This is a genomic window from Natronobacterium haloterrestre (genome assembly GCF_900112205.1).
Lineage (GTDB): Archaea > Halobacteriota > Halobacteria > Halobacteriales > Natrialbaceae > Natronobacterium > Natronobacterium haloterrestre.
Map to the genome: position 1 here is coordinate 418976 of NZ_FOKW01000003.1, position 23739 is coordinate 442714.

24 protein-coding genes are annotated in these 23739 nt (G+C 68.3%); 12 read left to right on the forward strand and 12 right to left on the reverse strand.

Annotation, left to right across the window (positions count from 1 at the left end):
• From BM113_RS08535 to BM113_RS22855, 6 genes are all read right to left on the reverse strand, one after another.
• Entirely contained in the window at window positions 1-948 is a 948-nt protein-coding gene (locus BM113_RS08535; RefSeq protein WP_394327713.1) for a 1,4-dihydroxy-2-naphthoate polyprenyltransferase, read from the reverse strand.
• Between the two features lie 77 nt (window positions 949-1025).
• Window positions 1026-1721 carry a cohesin domain-containing protein gene (locus BM113_RS08540; RefSeq protein ID WP_089787057.1) on the reverse strand — a complete coding sequence of 232 codons (696 nt, stop codon included), beginning with the start codon at window positions 1719-1721 and terminating at the stop codon, window positions 1026-1028.
• Window positions 1718-2914, reverse strand: a complete 1197-nt coding sequence (locus tag BM113_RS08545) for a DUF7350 domain-containing protein (RefSeq protein ID WP_089787059.1) — start codon at window positions 2912-2914, stop codon at window positions 1718-1720. The genes BM113_RS08540 and BM113_RS08545 overlap by 4 nt, the downstream gene beginning before the upstream one ends.
• Window positions 2915-2924: 10 nt before the next feature.
• Entirely contained in the window at window positions 2925-4223 is a 1299-nt protein-coding gene (locus tag BM113_RS08550; RefSeq protein ID WP_089787242.1) for a DUF7405 family protein, read from the reverse strand.
• An 82-nt stretch (window positions 4224-4305) separates the two neighbouring features.
• Window positions 4306-5199, reverse strand: coding sequence for a 1,4-dihydroxy-2-naphthoyl-CoA synthase (locus BM113_RS08555; protein WP_089787244.1), 894 nt, complete (start codon window positions 5197-5199; stop codon window positions 4306-4308).
• Between the two features lie 141 nt (window positions 5200-5340).
• Window positions 5341-5466 (reverse strand): hypothetical protein, encoded by a 126-nt coding sequence (locus tag BM113_RS22855; protein WP_281244007.1) that lies wholly within the window; start codon window positions 5464-5466, stop codon window positions 5341-5343.
• 348 nt (window positions 5467-5814) lie between these two features.
• On the opposite strand from BM113_RS22855, the gene BM113_RS08560 reads away from it, so the two are divergent.
• The gene (locus BM113_RS08560) at window positions 5815-6789 is read left to right on the forward strand and encodes a DnaJ domain-containing protein (RefSeq protein WP_089787246.1); all 975 of its coding nucleotides are present in this window, start codon (window positions 5815-5817) and stop codon (window positions 6787-6789) included.
• A gap of 22 nt (window positions 6790-6811) precedes the next feature.
• On the opposite strand, the gene menD is transcribed toward BM113_RS08560, so the two are convergent.
• Genes menD through BM113_RS08575 form a run of 3 tightly spaced genes read right to left on the reverse strand, consistent with a single transcriptional unit; the run spans window position 6812 to window position 10666 of the window.
• Window positions 6812-8614, reverse strand: a complete 1803-nt coding sequence (gene menD, locus BM113_RS08565) for a 2-succinyl-5-enolpyruvyl-6-hydroxy-3-cyclohexene-1-carboxylic-acid synthase (RefSeq protein ID WP_089787061.1) — start codon at window positions 8612-8614, stop codon at window positions 6812-6814.
• Between the two features lie 4 nt (window positions 8615-8618).
• Entirely contained in the window at window positions 8619-10031 is a 1413-nt protein-coding gene (locus BM113_RS08570; RefSeq protein WP_089787063.1) for an isochorismate synthase, read from the reverse strand.
• Window positions 10032-10063: 32 nt separating this feature from the next.
• Window positions 10064-10666, reverse strand: a complete 603-nt coding sequence (locus BM113_RS08575; RefSeq protein ID WP_089787064.1) for a sulfite oxidase-like oxidoreductase — start codon at window positions 10664-10666, stop codon at window positions 10064-10066.
• Window positions 10667-10936: 270 nt separating this feature from the next.
• On the opposite strand from BM113_RS08575, the gene BM113_RS08580 reads away from it, so the two are divergent.
• The 3 genes from BM113_RS08580 (at window position 10937) to BM113_RS08590 (ending at window position 13141) form a co-directional block, all read left to right on the forward strand.
• On the forward strand, window positions 10937-11236 hold the full coding sequence (locus BM113_RS08580) for a hypothetical protein (RefSeq protein ID WP_007142634.1): 300 nt from the start codon (window positions 10937-10939) through the stop codon (window positions 11234-11236).
• Between the two features lie 312 nt (window positions 11237-11548).
• Complete coding sequence (locus tag BM113_RS08585; protein ID WP_089787066.1) at window positions 11549-12799, forward strand: RNA-guided endonuclease InsQ/TnpB family protein; 1251 nt, start codon at window positions 11549-11551, stop codon at window positions 12797-12799.
• Window positions 12800-12910: 111 nt separating this feature from the next.
• Entirely contained in the window at window positions 12911-13141 is a 231-nt protein-coding gene (locus BM113_RS08590; protein ID WP_007142632.1) for a ribbon-helix-helix domain-containing protein, read from the forward strand.
• On the opposite strand, the gene BM113_RS22275 is transcribed toward BM113_RS08590, so the two are convergent.
• Complete coding sequence (locus BM113_RS22275) at window positions 13138-13308, reverse strand: DUF7550 family protein (RefSeq protein WP_007142631.1); 171 nt, start codon at window positions 13306-13308, stop codon at window positions 13138-13140. The two genes, BM113_RS08590 and BM113_RS22275, sit on opposite strands and share 4 nt — an antisense overlap.
• A 156-nt stretch (window positions 13309-13464) precedes the next feature.
• Between BM113_RS22275 and BM113_RS08595 the strand changes: the two genes are divergently transcribed.
• The 4 genes from BM113_RS08595 to BM113_RS08610 all read left to right on the forward strand — a co-directional run bounded on the left by BM113_RS08595 (window position 13465) and on the right by BM113_RS08610 (window position 17490).
• On the forward strand, window positions 13465-14241 hold the full coding sequence (locus tag BM113_RS08595) for a hypothetical protein (protein ID WP_245758005.1): 777 nt from the start codon (window positions 13465-13467) through the stop codon (window positions 14239-14241).
• Window positions 14238-15653, forward strand: coding sequence for a transposase (locus tag BM113_RS08600; protein WP_089787068.1), 1416 nt, complete (start codon window positions 14238-14240; stop codon window positions 15651-15653). The genes BM113_RS08595 and BM113_RS08600 overlap by 4 nt, the downstream gene beginning before the upstream one ends.
• Window positions 15654-15774: 121 nt before the next feature.
• Window positions 15775-16590: an imidazole glycerol phosphate synthase subunit HisF gene (gene hisF / locus BM113_RS08605; protein WP_089787070.1), complete on the forward strand. Its 816-nt coding sequence runs from the start codon at window positions 15775-15777 to the stop codon at window positions 16588-16590.
• A 78-nt stretch (window positions 16591-16668) separates the two neighbouring features.
• Entirely contained in the window at window positions 16669-17490 is an 822-nt protein-coding gene (locus BM113_RS08610) for a hypothetical protein (protein ID WP_089787072.1), read from the forward strand.
• A gap of 208 nt (window positions 17491-17698) precedes the next feature.
• On the opposite strand, the gene BM113_RS08615 is transcribed toward BM113_RS08610, so the two are convergent.
• Window positions 17699-17983 (reverse strand): DNA-directed RNA polymerase subunit L, encoded by a 285-nt coding sequence (locus tag BM113_RS08615; RefSeq protein ID WP_089787075.1) that lies wholly within the window; start codon window positions 17981-17983, stop codon window positions 17699-17701.
• Between the two features lie 153 nt (window positions 17984-18136).
• Between BM113_RS08615 and BM113_RS08620 the strand changes: the two genes are divergently transcribed.
• The 4 genes from BM113_RS08620 (at window position 18137) to BM113_RS08635 (ending at window position 23534) form a co-directional block, all read left to right on the forward strand.
• Window positions 18137-19951: a rhomboid family intramembrane serine protease gene (locus BM113_RS08620; RefSeq protein WP_089787250.1), complete on the forward strand. Its 1815-nt coding sequence runs from the start codon at window positions 18137-18139 to the stop codon at window positions 19949-19951.
• Between the two features lie 226 nt (window positions 19952-20177).
• Window positions 20178-20972 carry an ABC transporter ATP-binding protein gene (locus BM113_RS08625; RefSeq protein ID WP_089787077.1) on the forward strand — a complete coding sequence of 265 codons (795 nt, stop codon included), beginning with the start codon at window positions 20178-20180 and terminating at the stop codon, window positions 20970-20972.
• Window positions 20962-22275 (forward strand): ABC transporter permease, encoded by a 1314-nt coding sequence (locus tag BM113_RS08630; RefSeq protein WP_089787079.1) that lies wholly within the window; start codon window positions 20962-20964, stop codon window positions 22273-22275. The genes BM113_RS08625 and BM113_RS08630 overlap by 11 nt, the downstream gene beginning before the upstream one ends.
• Complete coding sequence (locus BM113_RS08635) at window positions 22272-23534, forward strand: ABC transporter permease (protein WP_089787081.1); 1263 nt, start codon at window positions 22272-22274, stop codon at window positions 23532-23534. Before BM113_RS08630 ends, BM113_RS08635 begins: the two co-directional genes overlap by 4 nt.
• A 5-nt stretch (window positions 23535-23539) precedes the next feature.
• Here the strand turns inward: BM113_RS08635 and BM113_RS08640 are convergent, their stop codons facing one another.
• On the reverse strand, window positions 23540-23731 hold the full coding sequence (locus tag BM113_RS08640) for a CbaC protein (protein WP_394327714.1): 192 nt from the start codon (window positions 23729-23731) through the stop codon (window positions 23540-23542).
• Window positions 23732-23739 lie beyond the last annotated feature (8 nt).

The window sequence follows — 23739 nt, forward strand, 5'->3', positions numbered from 1 at the left end:
TCAGATCACCAGTCCCGCCGCGAACAGAACCGAGTGGATCGCGAGCAGTTTGCCGGTCCCCTCCAGTGCGGGGTTCAGCGCATCGCCGTCGGTTCGCGTACAGACCGTTCGGGCGACGGCGGCGGCGTAGGGCAGGGTCAGGAGGGGCAACAGGACGGACGGCCCGAACCCGTTCGCCCTCGAGACGGGCCAGAACCACAGGGGAGCGAGGTACGCGAGCGCGATCAGCGCGACGTACTCGACGCGGCTCACCCGGTAGCCGAACCGCACCGCGAGCGTACGCTTCCCGGTTTCGGCGTCGGTTTCCCTGTCGCGGATGTTGTTCACGACGAGGATCGCCGTCGAGACCCCCGCCACGGGGAGGCTGGCGACGAACGCCTCGAGCGTGACGGTTCCGTCCGGTACCGACGTCATCAGCGGCCCGACCGGGGCGACTGCGGCCGCCTGTACGTAGAAGGTACCCATCACGGCGACGATCCCGAAGAAGACGAAGACGAAGAGATCGCCCAGGCCGTGGTAGCCGAGCGGGTACGGGCCGCCGGTGTACGCCCAGCCACAGAGAACGCTGACGAGTCCGATGACGAGGATCGGGAGGCCGCCGACGTAGACGAGATACGTGCCCGAGAGGATCGCCAGGCCGAAGGTGACGATCGTGGCGAGTTTGACCCGTTCGGGCGGGATGAGTCCGGATTGCGTGACTCGAGTGAACCCGTCCCGGTCCTCCGTGTCCGCACCCTTGATCGCGTCGTAGTAGTCGTTCGCGAAGTTGGTCCCGATCTGGATCAGCGCCGCACCGACGAAGGCCATCAGGGCCGGCAGCGGCGCGAAAACGCCCTCGTGGACCGCAAGCCCTGTCCCGACGATGACGGGACCCGCGGCAGCGGGCAAGGTCTGGGGGCGTGCCGCCATCAGCCACGCCTTCGTTCGTGACGTCTCGACCTCGGTCATGCCTATACCTCGAGTGTCCGACTCGCGAGAGTGTCAACGTTGGCATTGCGACCGACGAACCGGGTGGGACGGGTTCGTCAGCGCCGCCACATCGCCCGACGAGCGCCGATCGCCGCCAGGGTCGCGGTGAGGGCGACGGCCGCGAGAACCGCACCGGCTCCGAACCCGGGAGCGGGGATGGCGTCGGTGACTCCACCTTCGGCCTCGCCCGCGTTCTCGACGGCCTCGACCGCGACAGTGGCGTCCCGGACCGTCGTCCCCTGCGGATAGTCGGTAACGAGGATCGCCGACGCCTCCGTCACCTCGATCGTCTCGTTCGCCGTCCGCGCGTTCGGCGCGACGTCGAACCGAACGGTCGCCGCCGGGGCCGTCGTCGCCGCGCCGTCTCCTGACGGATCGCGCTCCTGTTCGATCGTCACCGTGCCGTCCCCGTCGTCGACGGTCGCCGAGCCGTCGACCGACGCGTCCGGGCCGCCGTGGGCGAGCATCCCCTCGTGTGTGACCTCCGCGACCGAGAAGACCGCAGGGTCGTAAGCCAGCGTCGCCGACAGTTCGTCGATCCCGTTGCCGGCGTAATCGCCGTGGGTGCCGACGACGAGCGACAGCTCGACCGTCTCGCCTGCCTCCGCGTCGACCTCGGCCGGCTCGAGGGCGAAGATCGCGACGTTGTCGCCCGCCGCAGCCGGGACCGCGAACGTGCCCGTGACGATGGCGAGAGAACAGGCGAGCGCCAGGGCGAGCGCGACTCCAGCGCGACCGAACGCTCCGCTCACCGGTCGGTCACCTCGAGTTCGACCGGCGGCATCTCGAGGAACGCGGTCTCGTACCCCTGGTGGCGGGCGACCTGCGGCGGCGACTCGAACGCGATCGTCACGGCGTCGCCCGGTCGGACGTCGGCGAGCGACGCGCCGTAGTGGTGGCCGACCTCGCCGTCGACGGCCCCCTCGAGGGGGACCTCCGACGCGATGGGGTCGCCATCGCGTTCGACCGTCGCGGAGGGCGACGCGTGGGGCAAGGGAACGCCGTTGTAGGGCGTCCGCAGCGAGACGAGCAGGTATGGATCGTCCGCAGCGAACCGGTTGCCGGACTCGACAAGGGTCCCGAGAACGGCTGCGTCACCGCTCCGCGGAGGGCCCGCGCCGTCCTCCGATCCGCCGTCGGGAGCGACGAGCGGCCTCCCGGGGTAGTCTGCGATGGTCGGCCCGCCAGCGACCGCGTTCCCCATCGGCTCGAGCGCGTCCCGCCGCCCCCACTCCTCTTCCTCGAGGTAGTCGACGCCGCCGACGACCGCCTCGCGGAACGCGTCGTCGTAGACGAACTCGAAACTCGCGGTCGCTCGTTCCCCGAACCGTCCCTCGAGGTCGCCGGTCGTCCGGGCCGAGAGCGGCGCCAGCGTGATCTCGACGCGGTAGGTCCCGTCCCCGGGCAGCGAGACGTTGTCCCCGAAATGGAACCCCATCTCCTGGGAGATCATCGGCCACGGGGAGCGCGGACCGTCGACCGGTTCGCCGTCCGCGAAGATTTCGATCCTGGCTCCGTCTTCGACCGGGAGCACGATGTCGGTCTTCGCGTCCCGAAGGACGAACATCAGGTGGACGCCGCGGCCGTCGTCGGGCACCTCGCGGGACACGTCGTCCTCGCCGGTCCCGCCCGTCACGAGCCAGAACGGGTGCGGATAGGAGAGCATCGGGACGAGGATGTAGTCTCCGGCCTCGAGCGGGTCGACGGTCCGCATCGCCTCCCGGTGGGTCGGCAGGTAGACCGCGTCCGGCGGGTCGTCGACCTCGCGGAAGGCGGGGCCGACCTCGAAGTCCGCGTCTTCACCCTCGTCTCCATCGCCGCCCTCGCTCGCGTCGTCGCCTTCCGATCCTTCGTTCGTACACCCCGCCACCGCGAGGCTACCGGCTGCGACGCCGGTCACGAACGTCCGTCGATCGATTCCCTCTGAGGTAGTCGGGTCTCGCATAGCTGTCCTCTCAGTTTCCGTCCGGGTTCGCCGGCGGCAGCGCCCGCAGCGACCGCGGCGGCAGCAGGTAGTTCCCGCGCCGGTCGACGAAGACGTAGTGGCGGATGCCGTCGTTCGCCGTCGGGACGTCCAGTTCCTCGTCGACCATCGCCTCCCGGACGCGAGCGAAATCAGCGATCGTCCGCTGCAGCGAGAGGAAGTGTATTCCCGGCCGGTCGCCGTCGACCGTGTTGAAATCGCGGCGCAGCAACGGTGGCTCGCCGTCCTCCCTGGCGCGGGCCGCCTTCTGGGCGTGGCCGACCACGCCGTGCTCGCGGGCGTCCGCGGCGGTCGAGTCGATCCGCTCCGCTGTCAGTCCGTTCGAGGCCTCGAGCGCCTCGCCGTACTCGCCGACCAGGTCCGCCGCGGCGTGTTCCCGGCTGAACAGCTTCGAGACGCGCTGGAAGTGGTTGTCCTGTTCGAACCAGGCCTCGAGTTGCAGGGCCGTCGTCGAGATCTGCTGTGTGGTACCGCCCGCGAACGGCCCCGACTCGATCGTCACCCGGTCCTCGGTCGCCTGGCTGCGCCGGAACCCAGAGCGAAAGCCCATGAAGAACGGTGCTTCCGCCGGGATCGAATCCGGGACCCCCGGGACGTCGGTGTGTTCGGCCGGGAGCCCCGCACCGACGAACCCGGTCCGACGCCGCTCCGCGAGCGGGTCGAAGACCGCCGTCGCGTCCGCCTCGAGGGGGACCCCGTTGACGGTCTCGCGGTCGCCGAACAGCGCCTCCTCGGCCTCGAGGACGACCGCCGCCTCGTCGCTCGCCAGGTGGAGGACGGCGTCGTGTGCGTCGACCGCGGGGTCGCCGCCGGGAAACAGCGGTCCGGGCTCGGGGAGGGAGAGGTCGTCGGGCAACGGCTCGTCGAACCGATCGAAGTATCCCGGAGTGTACCCCAGCGTAAACAGCAGTCCCTCGTTGCTGCGTTCGTACGCGCGCTCGAGCGTTCGCAACGCGGCCTCTAGGGTCTCCCGAGCGTCGCCGCTCGGCGGGACGTCGACCCCGTCCGCGAGGGACAGCGCGACCAGCACGTGGTGTTCCGGCGGTCGAACGTTCCCGTGCTCGTCGGTCGGGAGGGCTTCGTTCCAGGCGTGCTGGCGCTCCGGCAGCGCGTCCGGGTCTGTGCCGGACGGCACGGACACGGCGTTCGGATCCCCTGCTCCGTCGCCGTCGGCCCCGAGGTCGAGACACGCGCCGAGCGCGCTCGTACCGCCGACGGCGACAAGCGCCCGGAGATGCTCGCGCCGGGAGGGGTCTTCGGGGAGCGTCACGGCACGCATTTCGAGTGTCGGGTGGAAATGGTTTGCTCCCAACGGCTACCGAACGAGCGAGCTCCCTACCGGGCGAGGCCCGTCAGTAGTGCCACGGGTAGTCGTCGAACTCCGGTTCGCGGCCCTCCACGAACGCGTCCCGCCCCTCCTTCGCCTCGTCGGTCATGTAGCCGAGTCGGGTCGCCTCGCCGGCGAAGACCTGCTGGCCGATCATGCCGTCGTCGGTCATGTTGAACGCGTACTTGAGCATCCGCATCGCCGTCGGGCTCTTGGAGTTGATCCGCTCGCCCCACTCGAGAGCGGTCTCCTCGAGTTCTTCGTGGGGGACGACCTCGTTGACCATGCCCATCTCCTCGGCTTCCGCGGCGTCGTAGGTCTTCCCGAGGAAGAACACTTCCCGAGCCTTCTTCTGGCCGATCTGTTTGGCGAGGTACGCCGAACCGAAGCCGGCGTCGTAACTCGCTACGTCGGGATCGGTCTGGAGGAACTTCGCGTGGTCCTCGCTCGCCAGGGTCAGATCGCAGACGACGTGCAGCGAGTGGCCGCCGCCGACCGCCCACCCGGGGACGACGCAGACGACCACCTTCGGGATGTGGCGGATGAGTCGCTGGACCTCGAGGATGTGCAGGCGTCCCTGTTCGGACGCTCGTTTTTCGTCACCCTCGTACTGGTATCCGTCCTCGCCGCGGATCGTCTGATCCCCGCCGGAACAGAACGCCCAGCCGCCGTCCTTCGGTGAGGGACCGTTCCCCGTCAGCAACACGCAGCCCACGTCGGTCTGGCGCTTCGCGTGCTCGAGGGCGTCGTAGAGTTCGTCGACCGTCCCGGGACGGAAGGCGTTGCGCACCTCGGGGCGGTCGAACGCGATCCGGACCGTCCCGGAGTCGACCGCGCGGTGGTACGTGATATCCCGAAAATCGGCGTTCAGGTCCTCGATCGGCTCCCAGCGATCGGGGTCGAAGAGTTCCGATACCATCTGTCTTGCCTCGAGTTTGGCGACGGCGACGTGAAATAGGTTCGCGTGTCGGTTCGCGACGCGTCGGACGGTCCGGTGTAACGACGTACCGGTGTACCCGGTAGTCACGGGTACACCGAATATGACGGACAGCAGACCGTTTCAGGCTTCGACGCCGCGGTCGGATCGAGCCTCGCGCTGGCGGTAGAACCGGTCGAACGCGATGCCCGCGAGGAACGAGAGGACGCCCGTCAGGCCGATCAGTCCGTACGCCGTTGCTTCGCTCATGCCGTGATGCAAGAGAGTTGGGTCCATCGTGTGATCCATCCGAACGGTTCCGCTCCACCGTATAAAATATACTTATTTACTTGTGCAAGAGAAAATATAGTTGGATTAGGCCGGGGATACGCCACGGTCGGCCACCGTCGTGGGTCAGCCGTCGGCTCCGAGCGAGTCCGAACGGCGGCCTGCAGCTCCGTCGCTCACTCGAGGAACCGGATCGCGAGCACGACTCCAGACGTCACCCCAGTACGCGATTCTGTATACCATCATGGGGTGTATTCGTACGGAATCCCACGAACGGACGTCGAGTCGGTCGACGGTAGCGTTTTTATTGCGGCGACGGAATCCGCGGACGTGGCCGAGACGTACTACGACGTCCTCGAGGTCGATTCCGACGCGACCGCGGCGGAGATCGAAGCCGCCTATCGGGAGCGCGTCCTCGAGACCCACCCGGACCAGAGCGACGACCCGGACGCCGCCGAGGAGTTCCAGCGGGTCGCCGAAGCGGAGGCGGTGCTCGGGGACGAGGCCGAACGCGCTCGGTACGATCGCCTCGGCCACGAGGCGTACGTCGAGTTAGCCGACGGACCGGCGACGGGCGATAGCGGCGAGTGCGCCTGGTCGACTGGAGACGAGGATCCGTCGGCCGACCCTGGCCACGGGAGCGCCGACGACGCGCACGGAACAAATACTCGCGGGACTGGTCGACGCGGATCGACCACCACCCACTCCGGAACCTCGAGCGGCAGATCCAGCCGCCGAGGGGGCCGTCGACGTACCGGCAACCGGAGTCGGTGGCAGGAGGTCTACGAGGAAGTCAACCGGGAAACGGGTGGGTCCGGGACGTCCGAGCGGGCGGACCCGGGGAAGGAGTTTTCGACGGCCGAGGGTACGTCGGCGGCGGAAACGGGCGCTGGGACCGGCGAAGCCGGGACCGAATCCGCCGCGGACGACGGCTACGCCGTCCACGACTGGAACGACGACGTCGACCTCGAGTGGCAGGGACGACCGCTTACGCGATCCGCGGCGGTGACGCTTGCCTGTATCTGGGCGCTGTACCCGCTTTTCGTCTACTCGAGCGTCGCACCTGGATTCGCGACCTGGACCAACGCGATCGTGGCGGCATGTACGCTCGCGCTCGTAGGCTATGCACTCACGTTCCCGCGTGTCGCGACCGCGATGTTCGGGTTCTGGAGCCTGGCGATCCCGGCCGTGGTGGTCCGGACCGCGATACTGTCGCCGTTCTCGCTTTCCGGCGCCGCGACGATCGGCCTCGCCTGGATCCCGTTCGGGTACGCCATCGTCGTCTGGTGGGCGTTGCGGCCCTGAAACGGCCGTCGAGAAACCCCGCCTATCCGTCGTCTTCGACCGCGTTCGAGACCCGTCGCGCGAGTTCTTCGCGTCGGCGGTGGCTCGTCTCCGCGTCGAACGAGACCGAAAGCACCTGCGTTCCCGACCGCTCGAGCGACCGTTCGTAGGCGTCCGCGAACCCGGCGGGCGAGACCGACTCGAACTCGAGGCCGTAGAGGTCCGCGAGCGCGTCGAACTCGAGGCCGTGAGGCGTCTTGAACTGGTCCGTAAACGGCGGATCGAACTCCTCGATCGGGAGTTTGTGGAAGATGCCGCCGCCGTCGTTGTCCAGCAGGACGATCGTCGCGTCCACGCCGCAGCGATCGACCGCGAGCAACCCGTTCGAGTCGTGGTAGAAGGCGAGGTCGCCGGTGACGAGCACAAGCGGTTCGTCGGCGGCGCTCCCGGCGCCGAGGGCCGTACTCGCGATGCCGTCGATCCCGCTCGCGCCACGGTTCGAGAGAACGGTCAGGTCGGCGTTCCGTGGCTTGCCGAACCGATCGGCGTCCCTGACGGGCATGCTGTTCGAGACGAAAATCGTCGCGGGGTCGGGCGCGCGCTCGAGGACGGACGCGAGGACGGCCCCCTCGAAGGGCGTCTCCGCGAGGGACTCGCGGGTCCGGGCGTCGTCCCGGAGCTTCCAGTGGCGGCGCTCCGCGGCGTCGAAGCGGGATCGCCACGCATCGTCGGCTCGTTCTCCGTCGACCTCGAGTCCGTCCAGTGCCTCGAGGACGGCTTCGACGACCGACTCCGGCCGTGCGGCGAGCAGATCGGTCGCGGTGAACGTCGCCTCGCGCCACGCGCCCGCGGGGTCGATCAAGAACTGGCGCGCGTCGGCGTCCCGCAGCGCGTGGCGCAGCGATTTCGAGGTCGGGGACGCGCCGAATCGGAGGACGACGTCGGGATCGACGACCGCGTCGGCGTATACGTCGTAGCCGCCGTAGACCGGGCCGTCCCCGTCGACGTGCGGGCCGAACCGGAGCCCGGAGAGGGGGTCCGCGAGGAGCGGCGCGCCGACCCGCTCGGCGAGTTCGACCGCACGATCGGGCTCGAAGTCCCGGAGATCGGTCGGATCGGCCGGCCCGGCGACGATCAGCGGGCGGTCGGCGTCCGCGAGCGCGTCCGCGACGGGGCCGCCCCGCTCGAGTGCGAGAGTGACGTCCCCGCGCTCGACGTCGACGAACGGTCCCTCTCGCCCGCGGGCGGCCTGCGTTTCCGCGAACGACTCCGGGACTGAGCCGGGGAGTTCGGTCGGCTCGAGCGGTTTCCGGAACGGGCAGTTCAGGTGGACCGGTCCGGGTTCGGGGCCGCCGGTCTCGGCGAGGGCGCGCGCGGCGGTCGTCCGGAGGCTCCTGACTTTCCGCTCGTCTGCCTCCGGTTCGGGTAGCTCGGCGAACCAGCGGACGGCGTCGCCGTAGAGCTTGGTCTGATCGATCGTCTGGTTCGCGCCGCTGTCGCGCAGTTCGGGCGGCCGATCCGCCGTCAGCACGAGCAGCGGGACGCGGGCCTGGTTGGCCTCGATCACCGCGGGGTGGAAGTTCGCCGCGGCGGTGCCGGACGTACAGATCAGCGCTGTCGGCTCTCCCGTCCGGCGCGCGCGGCCGAGCGCGAAGAAGGCGCTCGATCGTTCGTCCAGGTGCGAGTAGACGTCGATCTCCGGGTGTTGCGCGAAGGCGACCGTCAGCGGCGTCGAACGGCTTCCCGGGGCGATACAGACGGCCTCGAGGCCGCCGGCGGCGAGTTCGTCGGCGAGCGTCCGTCCCCACAGGGTCGCGGGGTTCGGGCTCGGGTTGGGATCGGTCATCGTGTTAGCGGAGTTCGTCGAGAATCGAGCGCAGCTTCAACTGGACTTCCTCCCACTCGTCGTCCGGGTCGCTGTCGGCGACGATGCCGTTGCCGGCGAACAGCGTGATCTCGGCCTCGCGGGCGACGCCCGAGCGGATGCCGACCGCGAACTCGCCGTCGCCGTGGGCGTCGAACCAGCCGACCGGCGCGGCGTACCAGCCGCGAGCGAACGATTCAGTCTCGCGAATCGTCTCCCAGGCAGTCGCGGGGGGAACGCCCCCGACGGCCGGGGTCGGGTGCAGCGCCTCGGCGAGTTCGAGGACGTGCCGATCCGCGTCGAGTTCGGCCTCGATCGGCGTCCGGAGGTGCTGGATCGTCGCCAGCTTCCGGACCTCCCGCTCGGCGATCGTGAGTTCGCGGGCCAGGGGCTCGAGTTGCTCCCGGATCGACTCGGCGACGAGACCGTGCTCGCGCCCGACTTTGTCGCTTGCGAACAGGTGTTCGGCGTGTTCGTCGTCCTCCTCGGGCGTCTCGCCGCGGGGGACCGAGCCGGCCAGGGCCTCGGTCTCGACCCGAGTTCCGGTTTTCGCGACCAGCCGTTCGGGCGGCGCGCCGAAGAAGGTCCTGCCGACCTCGTGGCCGACGAGGAAGCGATAACAGTTCGGGTAGCGACGACGCAGCCGCTCGAGGGCCGCCGCGACGTCCAGTTCGGCCGCCAGCTCGACCGAAAGCGCCTGCGCGAGCACGACCTTGGTGAGTCGGCCATCGGCGATCCGCTCGAGCGCGGTCTCGACCTGGTGGGTCCACTCGGCGGGCGAGGTGCTGCGGCGGGTGTCCGTGATCCCGGGACCCGACCCGCTCGGTCGCATCGCGGGCATGTCGGCCAGCCGGTCGGTCCACCGCTCGAGGCGGTCCTCGGCCGCGTCGGCCGTCTCGGCGACGGCCGTCAGCCAGGTTCCCTCGTCGCTCCTGACCACGAGAACCGCGGGGATGACGAAGGAAGCCGCGTCGAACCCGGTCCACGGGGCGGCGTCCGGGTCGTGTTCGTCGTGGAAGGCGAACCCGCCGAACGCGCGCGGTCGGGCGACCGCCGGCCCGTCGTGCTCGAGGGTCGCGAACAGTCGATCCGCGCGCCGGCGAACGGTATCGAACCGGTCGGGGCCGGTCGCCGTGATCTCGGCGACTGCCCCGCGACCGACGACCTCGAGGCCAGCGGGCGTCGCCCACTGGATCCGCGTCTCGGCGTCCGTATCGACTATCGCGCCGAAAGAAACGTCCTCGTCCTCGAGGTCCCGACTCCGGGCGACGAGTTCGCGAGTGTCGCCCGCGGATTCGGTCCCGCCTTCGGTTCGGGTGTCGGTCTCGGTGTCGGTATCGGCCGTAACTCGGCCTCGCTCCGACTCCCGATTCCGGCCCTCGCCCGACGTCCTCTCCATCGAACGAGGTTCAGGACCGCCGCGCCTTCAGCCTAACTATATCGCTCTTCTTCCCAGGGGTTGGCCGTCTCCGAGTAGCCGCGACGCTCCCAGTAGCCGAGTTCGGGTTCGGTGAGGAACTCGACGCCGTCGACCCATTTGGCCCCCTTGTAGGCGTACTTGTGCGGGGTGACGACCCGGAGCGGGCCGCCGTGGTCCGCCGGCAGTTCCTCGCCGTCGAACGCCCACGTGAACAGGACCTCCTCGCGCATGCAGTCCTCGAGCGGGAGGTCCGTCGTGTACCCGTCGAGCGCCGAGAACAGGACGTGGCAGACGTCGTCGTCGAGGCCGGCCCGCTCCGCGAGTTCGGTGAACGGGACCCCGGTGAACTCGCAGTCGAACTTGCTCCAGCCCGTTACGCAGTGAAAGTCCTGGCGCTGGGTCTCGCTCGGCAGGTCGCGGAACTCCTCCCAGGAGAAGGTCAGTTCCTCGTCGACGGCCCCGGTGACGGTGAACTCCCAGGTTTCGGGATCCCAGTCGGGAGTGGAACCCTTCGAGAGGACCGGAAACGCGGTCGTCTCCCGCTGTCCCGAGGGGAGCCGGTCGTCGCCGAACTCCTGGTAGAGGTCCGTGACGTCGGTGACGTCGTCAGTCATACGCGTAGGTTAGTGGGGACGACCGTAGATGTGACGCCTTCCGGTTCGACCGAAGGCGGCGAACCGTTCACCGTATCGACGTGTCGCCTGCGAGTGACGTCGGCCCCCTCGAGCAGGACGATCGGAACGCGTAACGACGAATTTCCGTCCCGGTGGCGGGATCGAAACGATTCGAAACACGTCGAAACGGTCGTCTCCTCGTCACAAGTCGAGGGATTCCTCACGAAACCCTCGCCACCCCTTAGTACAGTCTCGACTACGCTCATCTGTATGGCAAGTAGACAGCAGCTACCCGAACGGGAAGTCACGGAACAGGCAGCAGAAGAAGTCGGCGAGGAAGCCATGGGCCCTGCGGCCATCGCGTCGGCGGCATCCGTGGGCCTCTCCCTTTACTACTTCTTCATCCGCGGAGAGCGCCAGCTCGGCACGTTCATCGGCCTCTGGCCGCCGACGATTCTCGCGTTCGCGAGCTACTTCAACCAGCGGAAGATGCTCAACAAGCTGCAGTCGATCACCCAGCCGGGGACGTCGCTGCGGAACGCCATCGACTCGATGATGGGGAACCGCTAACGCCGGGGGCCCGATTCGGGCCGCACGGACGCGGGCCTGCAGGTTCGGTCGACGGAGAGTCGGAAATCGCAACTGTCACCGTGTCCAGCTCTGCGACTTCACCCTGATCAGCGGACGGAATCGGTCGATCGCTGCGGGGCCGGGGCGGTCCGTCGACGCCGTTTTTCGATCTATCTTTGGACAGCGAGAGAATCCCACCGTTTACGGTGGGCGTGAATCGCGTCGTTGGATGACACAATCCACTGTCGGTAGCAGGCTGGATATTCCACGATAATCCGCACCATTAAGTTGGATTATCAACATAGGCTATACATGGCGATCGAGGTCACTCGTACTTACGTTGGCTCTATCCAGAACCAGCGACAGGTCTGCGATGGCCTCGATTCGCTCGGAGACTCCGCCTCGAAGATCTGGAACGTCGCACGCTGGACAGCCGACCGCATCTGGAACGCAACAGGAGAAATCCCATCTGAAGGCGTCCTGAAAGCGTATATGAAGACCCAATCATGCTGGAAAGATTTGAACGCACAATCCAGTCAGAAAGTCATCGAAGAACTTTCTGATGCTTTCCAGTCGTGGTTCGATCTGCGACAGACAGACGACGAGGCGAATCCGCCCGGCTACCGCAAACACGGCGATGACCGACCCAAGAGTACGGTCACGTTCAAAGCAGACGGGTTCAAACACGACCCAGAGAACAACCGCGTCCGACTCTCGAAAGGGTCGAACTTGAAAGAAGGGTGGTCGGACTTCATCCTCTGTGAGTACCAGACCCGGCCAGACGTTGACCTCTCGGAAGTCACCCGAGTGCAGAACGTTCGTGCCGTCTGGAACGGTAACGAGTGGGAACTGCACTTCGTCTGCAAAGTCGAACGCGAGACCAATGACTCGGCAGGCGACAGCGTAGCAGGGATCGATCTCGGAATCACGAATATCGCCACGGTTGCATTCCCTGACGAGTACGTCCTGTACCCCGGGAACTCGCTTAAGCAAGACAAGCACTATTTCACCCGAGCAGAGTACGAGACTGAGGGTGAGAACGGCCCGTCAGAGAAGTCGATGTGGGCACGCAGGAAACTCGCAGACCGCGAGACGCATTTCTACCACGTTCTCACGGACACCATCATCACCGAGTGTGTCGAACGTGATGTTGGCACGCTCGCGGTGAGCTGGCCTGAAGACGTGCGGAACTCAGACTGGGGCAAAACGGGGAACAAGAAGTTGCACTCGTGGGCGTTTGACCGCATCTACCAGTACCTCGCGTACAAGGGTGAGATCCGTGGCGTCGAGGTGCTGAAGGAGAACGAGTGGAACACCTCGAAGACCTGCTCACGGTGTGGTGACGACACGAAGTCGAACCGTGTCGAACGTGGCCTGTACGTCTGTTCGTCGTGTGAGTTGGTAGCCAACGCAGATTGTAACGGAGCGGAGAACATGCGCCAGAAGATAACTCCGAGTCCTCACGGCGAGGATAGGAGTAACGGCTGCGTGTCACAGCCCTCGACACACCTGTTCGACCGCGAGAGCGGGACATTCAAACCGAGAGAACAGGTCGTGTCGTAGACCAGCAAATATCCCACCCACGGTACGGGAAGCCGCGTCCTTCAGGGCGCGGAGGATGTCACGTTTGTTCCCCGTCAAACCTAAATACCCCCTCGCCGAAAGCGGAATCAGATGCCGAAAGTAGAGATCACCATCCCGGAACACCTCGAGATGCAGATCGCCCAGATGGTCGAACGCGGTGAGTTCGTCAACCGCGAGGAGGCCATCGAGGACCTCCTGTCGACGGGCATCAAAGCCTACAAGACCAGCGGGCCGATGGACGAAGAGGAGGGAGCTACCGGTGGCGGTACCGGCCTCGAAGACGACGGAATGATGGGCCACGACGACGAGTACGTCTTCTAAAACGCGATCAGCGGTATTCCGAACGCGACCGCGACGCCGATCAGCATGACGACGAAGCCGACGGTGACGTCGCTCGCCGTGTACTCGCTCATCGGTGCCGTCGTTCGTTCGTCCTCGAGGTCGTGACCGACGTCTGCGGCCGAGTCGTGGTCGGTGTCGTCTGCCATGTCCGGGCGTTGTCCCCTCGAGGTCTTAAAAACACCTACACGCCGCGAGCGGCGGCTCCGGCCGACGCGGTCGGTCGCTGACGGGGAAGATCGGACGCGAGGCGAAGCGTCGTGTCACCCGGAGATATTTACCGCTCTGGCGACGAGTCGGCACCGATGCCCTCCACGTTCGGATCGACGTCTCCATCCCAGTCCCCATCGCGGTCACGGTCGCGAAGGCGGCTGCTCGCCGCCGCAGGCGGCTGTCTCGCGACGGTATTTGCCGGCTGTGCCGGCGACGGAAGCGAATCCACGACCGAATCGTCGGCGAGCGAAGGTCCTCCGGACGGTGGGTTCGACTCCACCCACGAGTACGAGTCGCTGTTCGTCCGCGCCGACGACCCCGACCCGTTCGTCTATCGGTCGGAAGACGAGGCCGAGGATGCCCAGGACGACGAGACCGTCGCTCATCGACTCTCGAGGCTGTTCGTCGTCGACGAATCGGCGGCCGCCGACCTCTGGATCGAGCCCGGCCTCGCCGACGAGGACGAGAGTGAGATCCGGGACTTCCTCGAGGCTACCGACTTCGAGAGCCAATCGGTCGTCGTCCACCAGCGAACGATCGAGGACTGCTACGAACGGCGATTGCTCGGGATCGAAGCCCGGGACGACGAGTATCGGGCGCGGTTCTGTCAAACCCTGAAGGCTCCGATGACGCCGTGTGAAGCCGACAGGGAACTGATGGAGGCGATCCTCGTCAGGATCGACCGGTCGTACGCGGAACGGCCCTCGACTAGCGGAGGTTCCGAACACATGTCGTGTCCCGATTCGACGACCCCCGACGCCGGGGAATCCGACGGGTCCGAAAGCGATCGGGGCGGCGGGACCGACACCGACGGGAACGACTCGAGCACCGGATCGAGCGAGACGACCGACGGAGGTGAGGACGAATGACCGCGAACGACCGCGGCGCGGCCGGTCGGTCGTCCCGTCGGCGCTTCCTCGCCGGCCTCGCGGGCGTCGGCGGGGTCGCCCTCGCGGGCTGTAGCGCCCTCCCCTGGAACGACGAGACGAGTTCGTCGGTCCGGTTCAGCGCGGGGGACGTCGAGGCCGCCCTCGAGGACGTCGATCCCGTCGAGTTCTCGTGGCCGGTCCCCGTCCGGCCCGACTCGACCGCGCTCGAGGCCGCCCTCGAGCGCGTCGATACCTTGCTGGCCGAGGTTCCCGACGGCCTGGATCCCGAGGACGTCCCCAACGGCGTCGTTCGGAATGGAATCGTCGAGCAACGCGACGAGGCGGTCGCGGGACGCGACGACGCCGCCGACGCGACCGGCGACGCGCAGTACCGCGCCCTGCGGGAGAGCCGTAGCGCCCGGCAGGCGGCCCGCCACGCGCTGACGAGTTGGCTCGCGGTCAGGTTCGAGGACGAAGACGACACGGACCGGCGAACGCGCCTGCTCGAGGAACTCCGCGACGAACGAGGGTCGGTTCGGTCCGTCGCGCGGGACCGCCACGACGGGATCGAGTACCGCGGGACAGACACCGGGGACGGCCGACTGCGGGCGTCGCTGTACGCCTATCGCCGCGAGTCCGACCTGGGACGTGCCGCCGCGACCCTCGACCGCTGGAGCGTCGCCGCGAGCGACGACCCCCTCGAACTCGGCGAGGGCGCGGGTACCCTCGAGCACGCGACGGCGACCGTCGACGTCTGGGAGCACCTCGACGAACGCTACCGGGCGGACCTCCAGGACGACGGGGCCGACCTCGAGCCGGCCTTCGAGGACGCCCTCGAGCGGTCGATCGAGGCCGCCGACGCGGCCGATTTTCCCGAACAGGACGAGGAGTGGCTCGAGGGGGTCGGCCTCGGCGACCTCGACGACTCGTACCTCGAACTCACCGTCTGGCGTGCCGGTCAGCCGGTCGACAGCGCCCGCAAGCGGCTGAAGACGGCCGCGGACGACGGCGAGTTGGGGACCGCGCTCTACCGCGGGCTCGAGTTCGAAGTCGCCCACCGGGCGTTCGAGTCGGTTCGCGACCGGATCGCCGGCGGCGAGTTCGGCGATCCCTCCCTCGAGGACGTGCTGGCGGAGCGGACGGCGGCCCTGGCGGCGGCCGAGGAGATCCGCGACCTCGAGGTGGCCGGCGAACCCGTCTCGCCGTCCTCGCCGTCTCTGGCGGCCTACGTCCTCGCGGAGACGCTGCGCGGGATCGAGTGGGCCGACGACGGCCTCCGCCGGGCCGCCGAGCGGGACCCGGAAACGAACGTCTCGCTGGGCGACCAGTACCGCGACTACGCGATCGCTCGGGGGCGACTCGAGGGCTTCGGAGAAGCAGTCGAGACCTTCCGCGGGCGAGTGCTCGAGTAACGGCACCCGCGGGTACCGACGGCCGAAACGGACGGCGAGCGAGCGCCACGCGACGGCGGCCGCAATCGCCCGATCCAGACCCCTTTACTACCCTCGGAACGAACCCTCGCGTAACAGCGACATGGCACTGACCAAACGAATCATCCCCTGTATCGACGTCGACCTGGACGAGGACGGGAACCCGGCGGTCTACACGGGCGTTAACTTCGAGGACCTGAAGTACACCGGCGACCCCGTCGAGATGGCCAAGGCCTACAACGAGTCCGGGGCCGACGAGTTCGTCTTCCTCGACATCACCGCCTCCGCGGAGGGTCGCGAGACGATGCTCGACGTCGTCCGCGACGTCGCCGACGAAGTGTTCATTCCCCTTACGGTCGGCGGCGGCATCCGCAGCACCGACGACATCAAAGAGACCCTCCGGGCCGGCGCGGACAAGGTGTCCATCACTACGGGGGCGCTCGAGCGACCCGAACTGGTCAACGAGGGTGCCTCGGCCTTCGGCAGCCAGTGTATCGTCATCAGCGTCGACGCGCGCCGCCGGTTCGACGAGGAGGGCGAGCACTACGTCGAAATCGACGGCGAATCCTGCTGGTTCGAGTGCACGAAGAAGGGCGGCCGCGAGGGAACCGGTATCGACGTCCTCGAGTGGGCCGCCGAGGCCGAGTCCCGCGGCGCGGGCGAACTGTTCGTCAACTCGATCGACAAGGACGGCACGAAGGATGGCTACGACCTGCCCCTGACGGAGGCGGTCTGTGACGTCGTCGACACGCCGGTCATCGCCTCTTCGGGCTGTGGCGGCCCCGAGGACATGTACGACGTGTTCACCGAGGCCGGCGCGGACGCGGGGCTGGCGGCCTCGATCTTCCACTTCGACGAGTACTCGATCGCCGAGACGAAGGAGTACCTCGACGAGCGGGGCGTTCCGGTTCGGCTGTGAGCCGGTCTCCCGTCTCGTCTCCCCCGTAACGTTCGTCGTTCCAATACGCTTATCCCGACGGAGTCGACCGTTTTACTAGTGAAGTGGCGGTGCACGTGGTGTGGCAAACCACACGAGGAAAACGACCCGCCCTGTGACAACTGCGGGCACAACAAGTTCGAGAAGGCGATCGTCCGCGAGGACGACCCCGGCAACCGGCAGTCGACCGACACCGTCGACACCGGCACGACCTACGTCTGGAAGTGTCCCAACTGCGGGCGCGAACACGTCAGGAACAACCCGCCCTGCTCGCGGTGTGGCAACCCCGAACTCGAGAAGACCGAACAGACCTACGACGACGTCGAACGGGAACTCGACACGCCGGGCTGGTTCGAGGTCGCCAGACCGTACCTCCCGGTGTTCGCCGTCGTCGGCGTCGTCGTCCTGCTGTTTGTGACCGGAATCGTCCCGCCGGAGATACTGCCCGGCATCGGCCCGCCGGACCCGCCCGAGGCGTCCGGCAACGGGAACGTCGTGGGCGGTCTGGACCTCGAGGCCACGGAGGGAGCGATCCACGAGCGCCTCGAGGCCGACCGGCAGGGCTCGCGGAGCTACGACGACAGCCTCGCGGCGTTCGCGGAGTACCAGAACCGCGGGTTCGTGGCGCTGGAGTACGACGACGCCCAACCCGAGCCCGTTTCCCCGGACGAGTTCGGCGTCGAGTGCGCCGCCGATCTGAGCGGAGACCGGATCGCGCTTTCGGGTCCGGACGAGTACGAGAACGAGGACGAGTTGGCCGATACGGTCGCCGAGCAGTTGCTCGCCGCGAGCGACGTGAGCACGGCCGACGGCCCCGCCGCCGAGGGGGTCGACCTCCACGCCGTCGAGGGGACGATTTACGTCACCTACGTTGCCTGTTGAGGGACGGGGTAACGCGTTTTCCCGCGGTCGACCAACGTCGGGGACCCCGGGACCCCACCCCCCTCGCGTTCGTAACGGCGGACGGAACTGAGAGTGCAAGGGAACTCGAGCACTCCATCGAAGACTGTCGAAGCGTCGCTACGCGACGAGGAAAGCCACGGAAGACGACGTCCCGGTACCGACGTAGTCGCGGGGAGAAACGGGACCGTTACGCGGCGGCTTCGAACGCCTCGCGGAACGAGACGGCCTTGTCGCGAACGTCGCCGGCCGCTTCCTCGAGGGCGTCGATGGGGTCGACGTCGTCTTCGGTCTTGATCGTCAGGATCGGTTCCGTCTGGCCGCCGGACTGCTCGGGGTTGACGTCGTAGGTGGCCGCGCTCACGTCCTCGTGCTCGAGCAGCGTGCCTTTGAGGACGTTCATGAACGTGTGATCCTCGCCGGCGATTTCGATCGAGAGTTCGTCGTCGGTGCGCTCGGTGACCCGCAGTTCCATGTCAACGAATCCGGCCGTCGGCCGCTTGTACCTTTCGAAGCCGGTTTCCGGCGGGGATCGATTCCGCGCCCTGAACGGATGTCGGGGATCGCGACCGAACCCGAGAGAGAGGGGAAGGTAATCACTATACGGCTCCGGTCGAACCAGAGTGACATGCGCTTGCTCGGGACCGTGCTCGCGGCCGCGGTCGCGGTCACCTTCGCGGCGTCGATCGCCGCCGTTCGACGCCTCCAGAACCCCGAACGCCCGTGGCGAGCGGTCGCCGGCGATCGGCTCGTCCTGGGCGTCCCCTGGGGTACTCTCGTCGTGGTCACGTTCGTCCTCGCGGTCTACCTGTTCGTCCAGGACGGGATCACGGACTTCTCCGATCCGGTCACGATCCCCTACCGCGCCTGGTCGTATTTCTACCCGCTGGGGATACTCACGGGGTCGTTCGCCCATGCCGGACCGGGCCACCTCGTCAGCAATCTGGCGGGGACGGTCGTCGTCGCCCCGCTGGCGGAGTACGCCTGGGGCCACTATCCGGACAGTGGCGACGACGACCGACTCCGATCGAACCCCTGGGTCCGGGCGCTTTTCGTCTTCCCTGCCGTCGTCATCGGGATCGGCCTCCTCACGAGCCTGTTCTCGCTGGGCCCCGTAATCGGGTTCTCGGGCATCGTCTTCGCGTTCGTTGCCGTCGCGCTCGTCCATTACCCCATCACGACGCTCGTCGCCGCGATCGGCGTCCAGAGCGTACTCACGACGATCTACCGCGCGCTCCAGTCGCCGATCTACCGCTACGTCGCCGAGCCGAGTCCGCCGTCCGCGCCCTCGTGGGCCGCCGTCGCCATCCAGGGCCACGCGCTGGGCTTCTTCGTCGGCCTCGTGATCGGGATCGCCCTCCTCGAGCGCCGCGACACCCGTCCCGACGCGCTCCGAATCTGGGCGGCCGTCCTGATCTACGCCGTCTCGCGTGGCCTGTACCAGATCTACTGGTTCGGCGAGGGCAACGTCTTCTACCTCTACCGGGGCCCCGGCATCGTCATCGTGGCCGTGCTCGCGCTCGTGATCACGGTCGCGCTTACCGCCTCGGAGCGACCGGCCGTGCCGAGAAAGATCGGCCGCCGACTCGCTCGCGCCCGGACCGAACTGTCGGTCGATCGGCCACTCGAGATCGCGGCGCGGAGCGGTCCCGATCGAGGAGCCGAGGGCGGCAACCCCGACGCGGACGGCACGGACCGGTTCGACCGGGTCTACGACATCGCCGGCGGCTACCGCAGCAGTCGGGCAACCAGACTGTCGTCGCTGCACCGCCGCGGTGTCGCGTTCCTCTGTGTCCTGTTAGTCCTCGCGGCCCTCGCGGGCATGGCGATCCCCGTGAACGTGGTCGCAGTCGACGGCGCGGCCCACTCCCCCGAGTCGGCCATCGAAATCGAGGACTACACGATCGAGTACGCCGAAAACGTCGAGAACGAACTCGTTTCCGACTTCGGTATCGAATACCTAGACGAGAGCCTCGAGGCCAGTGGCGTCATCGTCGCGAGCGAGCGGCGCAACATCTGGATGGAAGCGGTCACCGCGGATCACCTCGCGTACACCGGCGAGGAGACGGTCACCGTCGGCGGCCCGGGCTGGCGTTCGACCGTCCACGTCGAGCGCGCGGGCTGGGAGCCGGTCGGGAACGACCCCGTCTACCAGGTCCGGATGGGTGAGTCGCCCGACCCCGAGACCGTCGTCTTCGAGTCCGACGACGCCCAGGCCGAGGTACGGATCGACGACAGGTTCGTCACCGTCGCCTCCGAGGACGGCGAGTTCGTCCTCGAGGTAACCGTCGACGGGACCGACGCCGTCGAGACCGCACCGATCCCCGCGGCCGACGAGTCCACCGCGGCCGCCGGCCTCGAGTTCGAGCGGCAAGACGACACGGTCTACGCGATCAACGACGGGACCGTCGTCGCCGTCGCGACCGAGGAGAGCTACGACTGAGCCTCGAGTCAGTACGCCGAACGGTCGGCTGTACGTGGACGTTTCGTCGCCGTTCGTCGTCAACACCGGAGTTGTAGCCGCTACAAACGTTCCGCTCGAGTCGGAAGACCGCCGGCCGGGTTCGACCGCCCGCGTCCGGGATGTGGTTAACCGCAACGTGGCCGCAGGAAGCCGGCGGGAAACAATGGCCCGGTGGACCGTTCGCTCGAGCAACTGGACCGGACCAATGATCGACCTACACCTCTCACTGCGGCGGACGGCCTCGACGTCGGGGGCGACTCGGGCTGACGATCGCGACGGTTCGAGCGAGGATTCGGCAGCGGCCGTTCGTCTCGAGGCCGTCGGTCACGAGTACGGGACGGACAGCGGCCGACTCCGCTCGGGGCCGGATTCCTCGGTCACGGCTCTCGAGGACGTCTCCCTCGAGATCCGGCCGGGCGAAGTGGTCGGCCTGAAGGGCCCGAGCGGGAGCGGCAAATCGACGATCCTGCACTCCGTGGCGGGGCTACTGGTCCCGACCGAGGGACGGGTCGACGTCCTCGGGACCGACGTCACCGAACTCTCGGCCCGGGAGCGAACCCGCCTGCGACGCCAGCACGTCGGGATCGTCTTCCAGCGGTTCCACCTGCTCCCGTCGCTTTCTTCCCGCGCGAACGTCGCCCTGCCGCTCGTCCAGGCCGGCGTCCCGCGGTCGCGACGCCGCCGCCGGGCCGAGTCGCTGCTCGAGGAGGTCGGGCTGGGCGACAGGACGACCCACCTCCCCGGGGAGTTGAGCGGCGGCGAGTGCCAGCGGGTGGCGATCGCCCGGGCGCTCGCGACGGACCCCGACGTCATCGTCGCTGACGAGCCGACCGGCGAACTCGACACGACGACCGGCGCGGAGGTGCTCGACCTGCTGACCGACGCCGGCCGCGACGGCGATCGGGCGGTCCTGGTCGCCTCCCACGACGACGCCACGCTCGAGGTCGCCGACCGGGTGATCCCGCTCCGCGACGGACGGGTGGTGACGGATGAGCGATGAGCGCGGCGGACGCGGGTCGCGGTGGCTCGGGGTCGTCGGGTTCTCGCTCGATCGCCTGTGGAAGCGAGCGACCCGCACCAGGTCGGGCCGGATCGCGGCGACGACCGCCGCCGTCGCGATGACGATTGCCCTGCTCGTGATCGTGACGGGGATCGCGCTGGCACTGGCCGACGGCGGGGTGACGACCGAGACGGACGCCGACGTCCGGGTCGCGCCCGAAGATACGGGCTCGCTCACCGCCGTCGACGGCGTCGAGGGACCACGACTGGGCGAGACGAACCAGCGGGCGGAGACGATCGCCGCGGCCGACGGCGTCGACCACGCGACGCCGATGCTGGTCGAGAAGGTCCGCCTCGAGGCGGCGAACGGGAGCGACGCGAACGGCGCGGCGTCGGAACCGCGCACGATCCTCGTCATCGGCGTCGTTCCCGACGAGGAGCCACGGACCGTCGCCGGCCTCTCGACGGGTGCACTCGAGCCGGGTGACCCCCACTACGCCGGCGGCACCTACGCCGGGGCACAGCGCGGCGAGATCGTCCTCTCGGCGACCGCGGCCGACAGGCTGGGCGTGAGCGACGGCGATCGACTCGCACCGGCGGGCCTCGATCCGGCCGAGATAGCCGACGGAGACGCTGCCGACGCCGACTCGAGACCGGCACCCACCGTCACCGTGACCGCCGTCGAGGACGCCGGCGGCGACGCCCCCGTCGCGCTCGCACCGCTCAGCGAGGTACAGACCGTCTCCGGGGCCTCGGACGGCGAACTCGCGGACAGCGTCCTCGTCTGGGGCGACGACGAAGACGCCGCCGCCGTCGCGGGCGAGGCCTACCCCGAGGCGGCGGTCGAGACCGACGCCGGGACCGACCCCTCGAGCCTGTTCGACGACGGGCTCGCGTTCGCGACGAGCGCCCTCGCGCTCGTCGTCGGCGTGACGATCTGTGCCTCGTTCGTCGCGACGACGACGGGGATGACGGTCGACCAGGACCGGCGGACCCTCGCCGTCCTCGAGTCGGTCGGCTTCCCGACCGGCAGTCGGCTCGCGGTCGTCGCACTCTCGACGATCGTGACGACGCTGTTCGGAGCCCTGCTCGGTGCTGCGCTCGGATTCCTCGGGATCGAGGCGGTCAACGCCGTCGCGGCGTCGACGGTCGCGGGCGCTTCGGGTTCGGGGGCGGTCGCCCAGACACATCCGCTGTTGCTCCCGTACGCCGTCGTCGTCGGGCTGGCCTCCGGCCTGATCGCCGTCCCCTATCCGCTCGCGGTCGCCCACCGGACGACCGTCCTCGAGGAGGTGGGCCGATGACCCGGGCGCCGCTCGCGCTGGTGCTGTTGCCGCTCGTCCGGACCCGCGCGATACTGGGGATCGCCGTCGCACAGCTCCGGCGCTCCCCCGGTCGGACCGTTCTCGCGGTCCTCTCGGTGGCTCTCGCGGTGCTCGCCGTTACCCTGCTTGCGAGCCTGGGGGCCGGCGTCGTCGCCACCGGTGAGGAGGGCCTTGACAACGCCAATCGGGACATCTGGATCTCGAGCGACCCCGTCGATCCGGACGCGAGCGGGACGGAGAACCCGATCGTCGGCGCTCACGGGACCGCGGCTGAACTCACCCAGCGCGACGACGTCACGTCCGCGTCACCGCTGGCGCTCCAGGACGTCTACGTCGGGACGGACCCCGATCCGGCGGAACTGCAACGCCACCCCGCGATCGGGGTTCAGGAAACCCACGACGGGTTCGACTTCCGGGCCGGCGGCGGCTTCGAGACGCCCGAGTCGGCCTACGAAACGGACCAGCCGCGGTCCGACGATCCAGTGACGAACGAGATCGTGCTCGATCCGCGGGTCGCGGACGAACTCGACGCCGAGGTCGGCGACACCGTCTACGTCGGCACCAGCCGACAGACCGCGCCGGAGTACGAGTTCACCGTCGTCGGGGTTTCGGACTACTACTCCCAGTACCTGGGGTCGGAGACGGTGACGATGCCGCTCGTCGACCTGCAGGCCGTCGCGGGAACGACGGGGACCGATCGCGCGACCTTCCTGACCGCCGACGTGGCCGACGACGCCGACCGGGAGGCCGTCGCCGCGGACCTCGACGAGTCGTACCCCGAGTACGACGTCCGGACCAGCGACGAACAGGTCGAGGCGATGATCGGCGAGCGCCCGCTCGTGGTCGCCAGCGGGGCGACGCTCGTCGGCCTCGCGGTCGTCGGCGGCGTCGTCCTGACGGTCAACCTGTTCGCGCTCGTGGCTGCCCAGCAACGCGAGGAGTTGGCCGCGCTGCGGGCCGTCGGCCTCTCCCGGAGGCTCCTCGCGGGGACGGTCGCGGCCCAGGGACTGGTGATCGGGCTGCTCGGCGGGTTCGTCGGCATCGCCGCGACGCCGCTGCTCGCGTCCGGGCTGAACCGCTTTGCGGCCTCGATCGCGAGTTTCGACGGCCTCGTCCGGACCTCGACGGACGTCTACGTCCTCGGGATCGCCATCGCACTCGTCGTCGGCACCGTCGTCGCGCTCGTCGCCGGGTGGCGGGCCGGCCGGTACGCGACGATCGATCACCTCGAGGGATAACGCGATCACTCCCCGCTTCCTGCCGGCCGCACCGCCCAGAGCAACAGCGCCGCGATCGCGGCGACCCCGACCGCGACCGTCGCCCCGATCGACAGGGAGACGCCGACGAACGCGAGCGCCGTCCGCAACTCGACGAGGACGACGAGACAGAGCGCGACCAGAACGAGCAACTTCGCCGGGGAGGTACGCAGCCGCATAGTAGATA

Bases quoted from the DNA above. Each gene is read 5' to 3' on its own strand.
- BM113_RS08535 (WP_394327713.1), bottom strand. From the start codon at position 948: ATGACCGAGGTCGAGACGTCACGAACGAAGGCGTGGCTGATGGCGGCA.
- BM113_RS08545 (WP_089787059.1), bottom strand. From the start codon at position 2,914: ATGCGAGACCCGACTACCTCAGAGGGAATCGATCGACGGACGTTCGTG.
- BM113_RS08555 (WP_089787244.1), bottom strand. From the start codon at position 5,199: ATGGTATCGGAACTCTTCGACCCCGATCGCTGGGAGCCGATCGAGGAC.
- BM113_RS22855 (WP_281244007.1), bottom strand. From the start codon at position 5,466: ATGAGCGAAGCAACGGCGTACGGACTGATCGGCCTGACGGGCGTCCTC.
- menD (WP_089787061.1), bottom strand. From the start codon at position 8,614: ATGACCGATCCCAACCCGAGCCCGAACCCCGCGACCCTGTGGGGACGG.
- BM113_RS08570 (WP_089787063.1), bottom strand. From the start codon at position 10,031: ATGGAGAGGACGTCGGGCGAGGGCCGGAATCGGGAGTCGGAGCGAGGC.
- BM113_RS08575 (WP_089787064.1), bottom strand. From the start codon at position 10,666: ATGACTGACGACGTCACCGACGTCACGGACCTCTACCAGGAGTTCGGC.
- BM113_RS08580 (WP_007142634.1), top strand. From the start codon at position 10,937: ATGGCAAGTAGACAGCAGCTACCCGAACGGGAAGTCACGGAACAGGCA.
- BM113_RS08585 (WP_089787066.1), top strand. From the start codon at position 11,549: ATGGCGATCGAGGTCACTCGTACTTACGTTGGCTCTATCCAGAACCAG.
- BM113_RS08590 (WP_007142632.1), top strand. From the start codon at position 12,911: ATGCCGAAAGTAGAGATCACCATCCCGGAACACCTCGAGATGCAGATC.
- BM113_RS22275 (WP_007142631.1), bottom strand. From the start codon at position 13,308: ATGGCAGACGACACCGACCACGACTCGGCCGCAGACGTCGGTCACGAC.
- BM113_RS08595 (WP_245758005.1), top strand. From the start codon at position 13,465: ATGCCCTCCACGTTCGGATCGACGTCTCCATCCCAGTCCCCATCGCGG.
- BM113_RS08600 (WP_089787068.1), top strand. From the start codon at position 14,238: ATGACCGCGAACGACCGCGGCGCGGCCGGTCGGTCGTCCCGTCGGCGC.
- hisF (WP_089787070.1), top strand. From the start codon at position 15,775: ATGGCACTGACCAAACGAATCATCCCCTGTATCGACGTCGACCTGGAC.
- BM113_RS08615 (WP_089787075.1), bottom strand. From the start codon at position 17,983: ATGGAACTGCGGGTCACCGAGCGCACCGACGACGAACTCTCGATCGAA.
- BM113_RS08620 (WP_089787250.1), top strand. From the start codon at position 18,137: ATGCGCTTGCTCGGGACCGTGCTCGCGGCCGCGGTCGCGGTCACCTTC.
- BM113_RS08625 (WP_089787077.1), top strand. From the start codon at position 20,178: ATGATCGACCTACACCTCTCACTGCGGCGGACGGCCTCGACGTCGGGG.
- BM113_RS08630 (WP_089787079.1), top strand. From the start codon at position 20,962: ATGAGCGATGAGCGCGGCGGACGCGGGTCGCGGTGGCTCGGGGTCGTC.
- BM113_RS08635 (WP_089787081.1), top strand. From the start codon at position 22,272: ATGACCCGGGCGCCGCTCGCGCTGGTGCTGTTGCCGCTCGTCCGGACC.
- BM113_RS08640 (WP_394327714.1), bottom strand. From the start codon at position 23,731: ATGCGGCTGCGTACCTCCCCGGCGAAGTTGCTCGTTCTGGTCGCGCTC.